Annotated in this window: 7 protein-coding genes; all 7 read left to right on the forward strand. The window is 74.9% G+C overall.

Features of this window, described 5'->3' with window-relative positions; translation table 11 throughout:
• The first annotated feature begins 162 nt into the window (after nt 1–162).
• The 7 genes from ACZ3YO_RS33920 to ACZ3YO_RS33950 all read left to right on the forward strand — a co-directional run bounded on the left by ACZ3YO_RS33920 (nt 163) and on the right by ACZ3YO_RS33950 (nt 12,322).
• Nucleotides 163–1,557, forward strand: a complete 1,395-nt coding sequence (locus ACZ3YO_RS33920; protein ID WP_465577197.1) for a TIR-like protein FxsC — start codon at nt 163–165, stop codon at nt 1,555–1,557.
• Nucleotides 1,554–5,603 (forward strand): FxSxx-COOH system tetratricopeptide repeat protein, encoded by a 4,050-nt coding sequence (gene fxsT / locus ACZ3YO_RS33925; RefSeq protein WP_465577199.1) that lies wholly within the window; start codon nt 1,554–1,556, stop codon nt 5,601–5,603. The genes ACZ3YO_RS33920 and fxsT overlap by 4 nt, the downstream gene beginning before the upstream one ends.
• Nucleotides 5,604–5,820: 217 nt before the next feature.
• The gene (locus tag ACZ3YO_RS33930) at nt 5,821–6,006 is read left to right on the forward strand and encodes a hypothetical protein (RefSeq protein ID WP_465550279.1); all 186 of its coding nucleotides are present in this window, start codon (nt 5,821–5,823) and stop codon (nt 6,004–6,006) included.
• A 41-nt stretch (nt 6,007–6,047) separates the two neighbouring features.
• Nucleotides 6,048–8,492 carry an FxsB family cyclophane-forming radical SAM/SPASM peptide maturase gene (locus tag ACZ3YO_RS33935; RefSeq protein WP_465577201.1) on the forward strand — a complete coding sequence of 815 codons (2,445 nt, stop codon included), beginning with the start codon at nt 6,048–6,050 and terminating at the stop codon, nt 8,490–8,492.
• Between the two features lie 405 nt (nt 8,493–8,897).
• Nucleotides 8,898–9,656, forward strand: coding sequence for an AAC(3) family N-acetyltransferase (locus tag ACZ3YO_RS33940; protein ID WP_465577203.1), 759 nt, complete (start codon nt 8,898–8,900; stop codon nt 9,654–9,656).
• A 314-nt stretch (nt 9,657–9,970) separates the two neighbouring features.
• Nucleotides 9,971–10,810: an AAC(3) family N-acetyltransferase gene (locus ACZ3YO_RS33945; RefSeq protein WP_465577205.1), complete on the forward strand. Its 840-nt coding sequence runs from the start codon at nt 9,971–9,973 to the stop codon at nt 10,808–10,810.
• A 147-nt stretch (nt 10,811–10,957) separates the two neighbouring features.
• Nucleotides 10,958–12,322, forward strand: coding sequence for a TIR-like protein FxsC (locus tag ACZ3YO_RS33950; RefSeq protein ID WP_465577208.1), 1,365 nt, complete (start codon nt 10,958–10,960; stop codon nt 12,320–12,322).
• Nucleotides 12,323–12,362: the final 40 nt, after the last annotated feature.

Consider the following 12,362-nt stretch of genomic DNA (forward strand, 5'->3'; position numbering starts at 1 on the left):
GGTCCGCGCACCGCCCCCCGGGGCGCCACCCTGCGGCGTGACCGCCCCGTGACGGAACCGAGTGAAAGCCGAGCCGGGATCTTCCCCAGTCCCGGCTCCCCATCGACCCAACTCCCCGGTAGCGTAGGCCGAGTTCGCCGACCGGCCCGGGGGGTGCTGCAAGTGCGGCCGTACTTCTTCTTCAGCTACGCGCGGCGGGACCACCAGGCCGGCGGTGCCTTCGTCGACCAGTTCTTCAGCGACCTCCGGGACGAGCTGGCCCGGATCGAGCCCGCGGCGGGCCCGGGCGAACTCGCCTACCGGGACACCGAACGGCTGCGCGTCGGCGACGACTGGGAGCGGCAGCTCTCCCGGATGCTCGCGGTCAGCCGCACCCTGGTGGCGCTGTACTCCCCGGCCTACTTCGCGAGCCCGTACTGCGGCAAGGAGTGGACGGCCTTCGACGGCCGGATGCGCCGGCACCAGGAGCTGACCGGCGAGGCGGTGCCCGCCCTGATCCCGGTGGTCTGGGAGCCGCCTCCGGCCGACCTGCCGGCCGAGGTGCTGCGGATCCAGTACAGCCAGCACGACCTGGGCGCGGCGTACGTCACCGGTGGGCTGCGCGACCTGCTGCGGGCCGACCCGCACGGGCCCGACTACCGCCGCGTGGTCCGGGCCATCGCCGAGCGGGTGCGGGAGGCGGCCTGCCTGCCGTTGACCGAGCTGCCCCACCTCGACCTGGGCCGGGTGGACGGTTGCTTCCCGGTACCGGACGCCGCACCGCCGCCGGGGCGCAGCGGCATGGTCCGGATCTTCGTCGCCGCCGGCAGCGTGGCGGCCCGCCCCGCCGCCACCGCCGAGGACCGGCCGGTGGCCGCCCCGGTGCCGGCGGGGGACGAGGGGGCCCCGGTGCCGGCGGGGGACGAAGGCCGGTACCGCGGTGGGTGGTACGGGGACCGGCCCAGGGACTGGGCTCCCTACCACCCGCCGCGGCTGCCCTCGCTGGTCGTGCAGGCCCAGCAGGCGATCACCCGGGCCGGGCACAGCACCACGCTGGACGAGGTCGGCCCCGGTCTGTCCGCCGACCTGGACCGCGCCCGCGAGAACAACGAGGTCAGCGTCCTGCTGGTGGACCCGTGGGCGGCCGGCGCCGAGCACTACCGGCAGGCGCTGCGCGATTTCGACGACCGGAACCACCCCGTCACCGGCGTCCTGGTGCCGGCCGGCACCGACGACCCGCCCGAGGGACCGGCGCGCACCCGGCTCTGGGGGGGAGTGCGGGACGTGTTCCCGCGCAACTGGCTGCACAGGTCGGGGCCTGAGCCGCTCTTTAGGGTCCGCGTCCAGCGGGAACGCTTCGAAAGTGAACTGCTATGCACCGTTACGGTCGCCCAGAACAAACTGTTAGACGAGGCGGACGAGGCCGATCCGGTTCTGGCCAGGGCCACGTTCGGCCTCGGCCCCGGAGCCGCGGCCATGCCCGGACTGACCATCCCGGCCTGGCCGCCGGCCGTGTCCCCTGATGCAGTCCTGCCCCCGGCTCCCCGGGGGCCCCGCGAAGGAGACTCCGTACGATGACCGCCGACCAGGTGGCCCTGGCGGACGCCGAGTCCGCCGTCCTGTCGACGCCCGGGACCGGATCGGTCGTCACGTTCTACTCCTACAAGGGCGGCACCGGCCGCACCATGGCGCTGGCCAACGTCGGCTGGATCCTCGCCAGCCAGGGCCTGCGCGTCCTGGTGGTCGACTGGGACCTGGAGGCGCCCGGCCTGCACCGGTACTACCACCCGCTGCTGATCGACCCCGAACTCCACGCCACCGACGGGCTGATCGACCTGCTGCGGGCCTACGTCGAACAGGCCCTGCCCGGCCCCGGCGACGCCGCCGCGGCGGCCCCCCGGCAGTGGCTGGCCGCGCCCGGCAGGCTCGACCGCTACCTCTGCGGCCTCGCACTCGACCTGCCCGCCGGCGGGCGGCTCGACCTGATGCCGGCCGGCCGGCAGAACGCCGCCTACTCCGCCGCCGTGACCAGCTTCAACTGGCGCAGCTTCTACACCCGCGGCGACATCCGGGGCGCCGAGTTCCTGTACGCGCTGCGCGAGGAGTGGACCGCCGCGTACGACTACGTGCTGATCGACAGCCGCACCGGGGTCAGCGACACCTCCGGCATCTGCACCGTGCTCATGCCCGACACCGTGGTGGACTGCTTCACCCTCGGCGCCCAGAGCATCCGCGGCGGCGTGGACGCGGCCCACGCCATCGTGGACGCCGACGAGCGCGACATCCGGGTGCTGCCCGTCCCGATGCGGGTCGAGGACGCCGAGCGGGCCGGCCTGGCCGCCGGGCGCGATCTCGCCCACGACGCCTTCGCCCCGTACCTGGACCGCTGGCTGAGCGCCGAACGCCGGGCCGACTACTGGCGGGACGTCGAAGTCCCGTACAAGCCGTTCTACGCGTACGAGGAGGTGCCGGCCACCGTCGTCGACCGGCCGCAGCAGGGCCGCAGCCTGCTCGGCGCGTTCGAACGGCTGGCGGCCTGGCTCACCGACGGCCGGGTCCGCACGCTGCGGCCCGTCCCCGACCGGGCCCGCCGCCGGCTGTACGCGGCGTACCTGCGCACCGGCCGCAGCCGTTCCCGCCAGGTGTACGTCAGCTACGCGCCCGGGGACCGGATGTGGGCCGAGTGGGCCGCCGCCGCCCTGGCCGGCTTCGGCTACCTCGCCTCACTGCACGGCGCCGCGGCGGCGCTGGACGCCGGACCACCGGGTGACAGCGCCCTGCCCGAAGCCGCCGGCCCCCTGGACGGCGACGGCCGGGTGCTGGTGCTGCTCTCGCCCGAGTACGCGGCGCTGCCCCGCGGCCGGGAGATCTGGCGCCGCCTCACCTCCGCCGAGCAGGACGGCGGATCGGCCGGCCTGCTGGCGCTGGCCCTGGCGGCGCCGGGCGAGTGGCTGTCCGGGCCGTTCGCCGGCCACCGGGCGCCCGAGCTGGCCCGCGGCTCCGCCGAGGCGGCCGAGACCCAGCTCTTCGAACTGCTCGGCCCGCCGCCCGGCGCCGGCCGCTGGCTGGAGGCCGACGAGGAGGCCCCGCCCGCCCCCGCCCGCTTCCCGTCGGGTCGGCCCGACGTGGCGAACCCGCCGCCGCGGCTGCCCGCCTTCACCGGCCGCGGCCGGCTGCTGGAGACCCTGCGCGACGGCTTCACCCTCGGCCCGGCGGCCGAGCCGGTGCAGGTCCTGTACGGCATGGGCGGGGTAGGCAAGTCGCAGACCGCGGTCGAGTACGCCCACCGCTTCGCGCCCGCGTACGAGGTGGTCTGGTGGGTGCCGGCCGAGGAGCCGGCCGGCGTCCCGCAGCGGCTCGCCGAACTCGCCCCCGAACTCGGCCTGGAGAGCGGTGACGACGTGGCCCTGACGGCCCGGGCCGTGCTGGACGCGCTCGGCCGGGGCCGCCCGTACCGGCGCTGGCTCCTGGTCTTCGACAACGCGGAGGACCCGGAGCAGCTCGCCCCGTGGCTGCCCGCCGGCTCCGCCGACGGGCACGTCCTGGTCACCTCGCGCGACCGGCGCTGGGCCCGGCACCGCGGATGCACCGAGGTCGAGGTGTTCGACCGGGCGGAGAGCGTCGAGCTGGTCCGCCGCCTCAACACCGGTGTCGGGGCCGCCGACGCCGACCGGATCGCCGAACTCCTCGGCGACCTTCCGCTCGCCGTCGGCCAGGCGGCGGCCTGGCTGCACGAGACCCCGATGCCGGCCGCCACCTACGCCGAACTGCTGGACGAGACACTCACCGACATCCTCGACCGGTCGGTCCAGGCGGACGCGGAGTACTCGACCGTCACCGCGGCCACCTGGCGGATCGCCGGCGCCGACCTGCGCCGGATCAACGCCCCCGCCGCCCGGTTGCTGGAGGTCTGCGGCTTCCTCGGACCGGACGCCATCCCGATCCGGCTGCTCTACAGCGCGCCCGTGATCGAGGCCGTCGGGCTGCCCCCGGACACCCCGGACGCCCGGCTCGCGACGGGCGAGATCCTGCGCACCGTCAACCAGTTCAACCTGGCCCGCTACGACCAGGCCGGCGGGACGCTGAGCGTGCACCGGATCACCCAGGCGCTGCTGCGCGACCAGGTCGCCGAGGCCGACCGGGCCCGGGTGCGGGCCGTCGTGCACCGCGCGCTCACCCTCGCCGACCCGGGCGACCCGGACGTCCCGGCGAACTGGCCGCGCTACGCCGAACTGCTGCCCCATCTCTGGCCGTCCGGCGCCGCCGGGTCCGCCGACCCGGCCGTCCGGCGGTGGATCGTCGGCTCGGTCCGCTACCTGTGGCAGCGCAGCCTGCACGGCGCCGCGCGCGACCTCGCCGAGCGGGTCCTCGCCCGCTGGTACGAGGCGGGCCCGGCCGGGCCCGGGCACGACGGCGGGAACGACGTCCCGACCCTGCTGCTGCGCGTCGAACTCGGCAACGTCCAGCGGCTCCAGGGCCTCGCGGGGGAGGCGTACGAGACCGACCGGGACGTCCTGGCCCGGCTCACCGCCGCCCTCGGGCCGGACCACCCGAACACCATCGCCGTCGCAAACAGCCTCGGCGGTGACCTGCGCCACCTCGGCCGCTACGAGGAAGCCCGGGCGCTCGACCGGGAGACCCTCGCCACCGCGGTGCGGGTGCTCGGGCCGGACCACCCGCGCACCCTGATGAGCGGCAACAACCTGGCCGTGTCCCAGTTCCTCTGCGGGGACTTCGCGGAGGCGGTCCACGGGCACCGGGAGGTCCTGCGGCGCCAGCGCGCGACGCTCGGCGCCGACAGCCCCTACACGCTCTTCTCGGCCGCCAACCTCGCCCGCGACCTGGGCGATGCCGGCCGGCCCCGGGAGGCGCTGGACCTCCTGGAGGCCACCGTGCGCGGCTACGCGGGGCTGTACGGCGAGGACCACCACGGCCTGCTGCGGGCCCGCGGCTACCTCGGCGCCGCACTGCGCCGGCTCGGCCGGTACGAGGAGGCGCTCGCCAACGACGAGGACGTCCACCGGCGGCTGCTCGACCGGCACGGCGCCGACCACCCGGGCACCGCGGCCGCCGCCGCCAACCTGGCCGGCTCGCTGGCCGCGCTGGGTGACACCGGGCGGGCCGTCCCGCCGGGCGAGGACGCCTACCGGTACTGCCGGACCCACCTCGGCGCGGAGCACCCCACCACGCTGACCACGGCCGGGAACCTCGCCGTGCTGCTGCGGCGGGGCGGCCGCACCGCAGAGGCCCGGCAGCTCTCCGGCGAGGCCCTGTCCGGCCTGCGCGCGGCCCTCGGCGACCACCATCCGTACGTCGGGATCGCCCTGCTCAACCACGCCAACGGGCTTGCGCTCGACGGCGGTCCGGCGGCGGCGCTCCCGCTGGAGGAGGAGGCCCTCGCGCTGCTGGCCGGGCGGCTCGGCGCGGACCACCCGGACGCCCTGGCGGCCGCGTCCAACCTCGCGCTCACGCTCGCCGCGACCGGTGACCACGACCGGGCGGCCCGGACGGCGGCCGACGCCCTCACCCGGGCCCGGGAGACGCTGGGCGAGGACCACCCGGTGACGGTGGCGATCCGGGAGGGGGTGCGGCTGGACCGCGACATCGAGCAGCCCCCGGTGTGATCCCGGCACGGCCACTCGTGTGGCGTGCGACGCCCCGATGCGACCGCCGAGTGGGTGAACTTTCCGCGTGACGTCGCAGCCTGGCGGGGGTAGTGGGCACAGACGTGCACGGAACAGTACGGCGCTGCTGTCCCGCTGCCACTACATTGATGATTGGAGCCGGGCCTTATACCCGGTATCTGCTCTCTCTAACCCCCATCGCGGAAGAGAATCGAACATGACACCCGCACTGGACACCAGGCCCACCAGCGAACTGACGGAGCCTCAGGGCGATGTGGACCGGCTCACTCTGACCGGTCTCGCCGCACTCGGGTCGGACGAGCTGGCCGCGCGACTCCGACGTGCCCTGCCCGGCTCCGATACCGGTCTGGTGCCGGTCGCGGCCTTCAACTCCTCCATCTGACCAGCCGATCGACCATCGGCTCCGGCTGAAACCGACTGACCATGACGCGATCCCTGCTTCCGTTCACGCAGTTCGTTGTGAAGGTCCACAGCCGGTGCGATCTCGCCTGTGACCACTGCTACGTCTACGAGCACGCCGACACCAGTTGGCGCGCCCGGCCCAAGGTCATCGGCGACGAGGTCCTGGCCAAGGCCGCCGAACGGATCGGCGAGCACGCGGCCGCCCACGGCCTCACCGTCGTCCGGGTCGTCCTGCACGGGGGAGAACCCCTGCTGGCCGGCCCGGACCGACTGCGCCGCGCCGCCGAGGAGTTCAGGTCCGCGCTCCCGCCCGGCTGCGCGCTCGACCTGCGGATCCACACCAACGGCGTGCTGCTGAGCCCCGCCTTCTGCGAGCTCTTCGACCGGCAGGACATCAAGGTCGGCATCTCGCTGGACGGCGACCGCGCGGCCAACGACCGGCACCGGCGCTTCGCCGACGGCCGCAGCAGCCACCCGCAGGTGCTGAGGGCGGTGGCCCTGCTCCGGCGGCCCGAGTACCGCCACCTCTACGCCGGCCTGCTCTGCACCGTCGACGTCGACAACGACCCGGTCGCCGTCTACGACGCGCTGGCCGAACTCGACCCCCCGGCCGTCGACTTCCTGCTCCCGCACGCCACCTGGGACCAGCCGCCGAAACGCCCCGCCGACCGGGGGGAGAACCCCTACGCCGCGTGGCTGCTGGCCGTCTACGACCGTTGGGAGGCGGCCGGCCGGCCGTTCGCCGTCCGCACCTTCGACTCGGTCCACCGCACCCTGCACGGGCTCTCCAGCCTCACCGAGTCGCTCGGCCTGGAACCCGCCGCGCTGGTCGTGCTGGAGACCGACGGCACCTTCGAGCAGGCCGACAGCCTGAAGACCGCGTACGACGGCGCGCCCGCCACCGGTCTCGACGTCTTCACGCACAGCCTGGACGAGGTCGCCCGGCACCCCGGCATGGTCGCCCGGCAGTCCGGGCTGGCCGACCTCAGCGCCACCTGCCGGGCCTGCCCCGTCGTCCGCTCCTGCGGTGGCGGTCTGTACGCCCACCGCTACCGGGCCGATGGTGGTTTCGACCACCCCTCCGTCTACTGCGGGGATCTCATGACACTCATCAACGGCATCGCCGACCGAGGCGAGCCGGACCCCCGGCCCGGCGCGGCCGCGCGGCCGGCGGCCGTCCAGGCAGTTCCCGCGCAGGCCGGTGAGCCGGCCGTGCCCGCGGGCCTCACCGACCGCCGGCTCGACGAGCTGGCCCACGGCCACGGCGGCGCGGACACCGTCCGGGCCCTCGTCCGCTCCCAACTCGCCCTCACCCGCGCCATGCTGGCAGCCGTCTGGGGCACCTCCGGGCTGCGCTCCTCGGCCGCCTGGGAGCTGCTCGCCGACCTCGACTCCGCCGCACCGGCCGCGCTGGACACGGTGCTCGGGCACCCCTACGCCCGGGCCTGGGCGGCCCGGCGGCTCGGCGGGGACCCCGGCGCCGGGCTCGGCCGGCTGGCCGAGCTGGCCGGCGCCGCGGCCGTCCGGGCGGGGCGGGGCGACGCCGTGGCCGTCCCGGTCCGGGCCGGCGCCCTGCACCTGCCGACGCTGGGCCGGCTCGCCGTCCCGGGCGGCGAGGCGGTGGTCACCGGCACCGGTGGCGGCTTCACCGTCCGCACCGCCGACGGCGAGGTGCTCACCATCGGCGCGGGCCACGGCGACCCGCGCTGGGAGCCGGTCCGGCAGGTCCGGCTGGCCGGCGGCTGGACGCTCGCCCTGGAGGACACCGACCCGCAGCGCGACAGCCACCAGTGGCCGGTCGGCGACCGCCTCGACGAGGCCGAACTGCACGCCTGGACCGGGGCGTTGCGCGAGGCCGTGGAACTGCTCGACCGCGACCTGCCGGCCTACGCCCAGGGCCTGCGCACCGGCCTGACCACCGTCACCCCGCTGTGCCCCGGCCCGGCCGGGCGGGACGTCAGCGCCGCCGCCCGGCAGGCCTTCGGCGCGGTCGGGATCGCCCGCCCGGCCACCGCGCCGATCCTCGCGCTGCTGCTCGCGCACGAGTTCCAGCACGTCAAACTGGGCGCCGTGCTGGACCTGGTGGACCTCTACGACCCCGCCGACGGCACGCTGTACGACGCGCCCTGGCGGCCCGACCCGCGCCCGATCGAGGGCCTGCTCCAAGGCACCTACGCCCACCTAGCGGTGACCGCCTTCTGGGGCACCCGGACCGCCATCTACGACGGCCTGCCCGGCACCGCCGCCGAGCACGCCCGGGCGCAGTTCGCGCTCTGGCGCCGGTACACCGCCGAGGCGGTCGAACGGCTGGCCGGCTCCGGCTCGCTGACCCCGGTCGGCCTGCGCTTCGCGGACGGCATGCGGGAGACGGTCGGGCCGTGGCTGGACGTGCGGCTGCCGAAGGCGGCCGAGGACGCCGCCCGGCGGGCCCGGCAGGACCGCAGGCCGACGGTGCCCACCGGCTGACCACACCGGCGGGAATCGGTCGGCGGGAGGCGGCGGGGCCGGCCACCACCGGCCGACCACGACCACCGGCCGACCACGACCGGCCGGGACGGCCACCGACCACCACCGGCCGGCCACCACCACCGGCCGACCACGACCACCGGCCGGCCACTCCAGGCCGGTCGCAACTGGCCGAACACGAGCGGCGGTTGCCGGGCGCCCTGCCACCCGGCGCGCCGCCTCGGAGGTACGCTCGCCCCTACCCCAGCCGGCTCCGGAGACCCCTCTCCGGGCCCTTCACCCTCGGGAACCGCCATCCCTCACGAACCGAGTCCCGCGCCTCCCCAGCGGGACATATCCGAAAATAAGCTGACCCGGGCCGAGCTCACCCGTCAGCTCACCGATCTCGGTGTGCGGCCGGGGGACGTGCTCCTCGTGCAGGCCTCACTGCGGGCGATCGGCCCGGTGGAGGGCGGCAGCGCCACGGTCCGCGAAGCGCTGCTGGACGCGCTCGGAGGTCCCGAGCGCGGCACCCTGGTCGCCTACACCGCCACCCCGGAGAACTCGGACACCTCCCGGCTCGTCACCACCATGATGGCGGGCTGGACGCCCGGGCAGGTGGCGCGGTGGCGGGCGGCCATGCCCCCGTTCGACCCGGCCGAGACGCCCTCCTCGCGGACCATGGGCATGCTCTCCGAACTGGTCCGCACCCACCCCGAGGCGGTCCGCAGCACCCATCCGCAATCCTCATTCGCGGCCGTCGGGGCCCGCGCCAAGGAGATCACCGAACTGCACCCGCTGGAGTGCCACCTCGGCCCGGAGTCCCCGCTCGGCCGGATGTACGAGATCGGCACCCGGGTGCTGAGCATCGGCGTCGAGCTGGCCAAGTTCACCGCCTTCCACCTGGCCGACCTGCGGATGCCGGACCTGCCCGTCCGGCACTACGGCTGTGTGGTCATGGACGGCGGCCGCAGCCACTGGATCCGCTTCGACGGCCCGCTCCTGGACGACCTGCACTTCCAGACCCTGGGCGAGGAGGTGCTGCGGCGCGCCGCCGGCGTGGTGACCGGGCGGGTCGGGGCCGCCGACTGCCGGCTGATCCCGATGCGCGAGGCGGTCGACCTGGCCGTCGGTATCCTGCACGAGCGCCCCGAACTCCGGCCCGGCGCGCCGCAGCTCGGCTAGGGCTTGTCCGACCGTTCGCGTCGCACCAGTGCGCGGCGGGACTCGTCGGACAAGCCCTGGGCCCGGCCCCGTGGCAACGCCACCCAGGCGGTCCGCAGCGTCGCGGACGGCCGCGACACACTGCTCTCCGGTGCGGGCCCGTCCCACCCCGCCCGCCCCGGCGTACGGTTCACCGCCTCTGCGGTGCCCGGTTGTACCGTTCACCACCTCTGTGGTGCCCGCCCCGTGGCGGGCTCCGCCGCGGCCTGCGCCGCGCCCTCATGTCGTTCCGTCCCCCGGACACCCTCGCCGGGGGTTGCCCCCAGGGAATTGTCATGGCCGCTGCCCACCGTCCCGTCGCCCCCCGTGGCGAAGAACCCGAACTCACCGCATCGGACCTGGCCCGCGAACTCGCCTCACTCGGCGTCCGGCCGGGCGGGGTCCTGTTCGTCCAGGCCTCGCTGCGCAACCTCGGCCCGGTGTGCGGCGGGGCCGCCACCGTGGTCGACGCACTGATGGAGGCCGTGGACGCGCCGGACCGGGGCACCCTGGTCGCGTACACCGCCACCCCCGAGAACTCCGCGACCTCGCGCCTGTACATCGCGGCCACGGCCGGGCTCTCGGCCGAGGGGATCGCCGACTACCGGGACCGGATGCCGCCCTTCGACCCGGCCACGACCCCTTCCTCGGCGACCATGGGGGTGGTGTCCGAGAAGATCCGCACCCGCGCCGGGGCACTGCGCAGCGCGCACCCCCAGACCTCCTTCGCCGCCCTCGGCCCGCGGGCCCGGGAGATCACCGCGGACCACCCCCTCGACTGTCACCTGGGGGAACGTTCCGCCCTGGGCCGGCTCTACGACCTCGACGCGAAGGTCCTGCTGCTCGGCGTCCCGATGTCCCGGTTCACCTCCTTCCACCTGGCGGATCTGCGGATGCCCGACATACGGCACCGCGAGTACTACTGCCGGGTCCAGGAGGGCTGGGTGGCCTTCAAGGCACCCGACCTGGACGACGTGCACTTCGCCGGACTGGGGGAGGAGGTCCTGAGGAGTGCCACCGGGATAACCGAGGGCCGGGTGGGCGGCGCCCGCTGCTACCTGGTCCCGATGCGCGAGGCGGTCGATCTCGCGGTGGGCATCATGCGGGCGCGCCGCGCCTCCGACCGTGGCGCATAGGGGCCGTGCGGGGGCAGTCGTTTCGGTCATGTCAACTCGTGTGGCCCACTGTGCTATTCCATTGGACCCTCAGTCGTTCCTACACTGAAGCCCCGCGTACGGGGACTCGCGGGAATGAGGTTGCCGGCGGGCCAGGGGGAGGCGCGTGTGAACGATCATGGCTGGGACGAGGACGCCGCCCGGCCGTACTTCTTCCTCAGTTACGCCCACACCCCGAAGGCCGGCGCGCGCGGCGCCGGTGATCCCAACCACTGGGTGCGGCAGCTGTACCGCGACCTCTGCGAAGCGGTGCTGCAACTGACCACCGTGCCCGCGGGCGTGCCGGTCGGGTTCATGGACGAGTCCATGCACCAGGGGGAGTTGTGGGCCGAGCGGCTCTCCGAGGAGCTGGCCACCTGCCGGGTCTTCGTGCCGTTGTACTCGCCGCGGTACTTCAACAGCCTGCCGTGCGGGCAGGAGTGGCACTCCTTCACCCAGCGGCCGGTCTACCCGGCCAATCTCGACTCGGAGCGGACCAGCGGCATCGTGCCGGTGCTCTGGGCGCCGATGAGCCGCTACAGGCTGCCCGGGGTGGCGAGCGAACTCCAGTTCAACCACGCCAGTTTCGGCCCGGACTACGCCACCGAGGGCCTCTACGCGCTGATGAAGCTCAGCTACTTCCGCTCCGCCTACGAGCTGGCCGTGCACCGGCTGGCCCGGCGGATCGTCGAGGTGGCCGAGGAGACGGTGATCCCGGTCGGGCGCCGGCTCGACTTCAACGCCCAGCCCAGCGCCTTCAACGTCACCGCGCCGACCAAGCAGCTGCGGATCTCCGTCCTCGCCTACCGCCGGGGCGAGGTGCCGCAGGACCGCAACCCCGACTACTACGGCGCCCGGCGCACCGACTGGCACCCGTACCGGCCGGCCGCCGCCCGCCCGCTGGCCGAGCACGCGGTGCGGCTCGCCCGGCAGTTGGGGTTCCAGGCCACCGTGCACGAGTTCGACGGCGAGGCCGAGGCGATCATCTCCGGCGGCGAACCGGTCGCGCCCGGTCTGCTGCTGCTGGACCGCTGGGTGCTCCAGGACGAGCGGTGGAGCGAGCTGGTCCGCCGCTTCGACAGCTCCGACTGCTCCTGGGTGAGCGTCCTGGAACCGTGGAACCTGGACGACCCGGACTGCGTGGAGAAGCACCGTGAGATGGGCGAACTCAGCGACCGTGTCCTGCGGTTCACCCACCGGTCGGTCCGGCCGAGCTTCCTCGGCGCCACCGGCGGGCCGCCCGGGCTGGGCAGCCTGGAGGAGTTCGACGACGCACTTCCCCGGGCCGCCATGAAGGCCAAGTACGCCTTCGAGGGCCGCACCAGGACCGAACCGGAGGAACCACCGGCGCCGCGCCCCAATCTGCGGGACGCTTTCCGGTACGGACGCGGCCGGGACGGGCCCGGACCCTTCGCCTACGACGACGACCAGCCAGCACGCGACTTAGGCGACCGCCCGGACGACGGGACGCCGCCCGGGGGAGGAACCACATGAGGGAGCGGAGCGAGCGATTCATTGAGGGCTGCGCGTTTCG

This window comes from Kitasatospora sp. NPDC022785 (genome assembly GCF_055561295.1).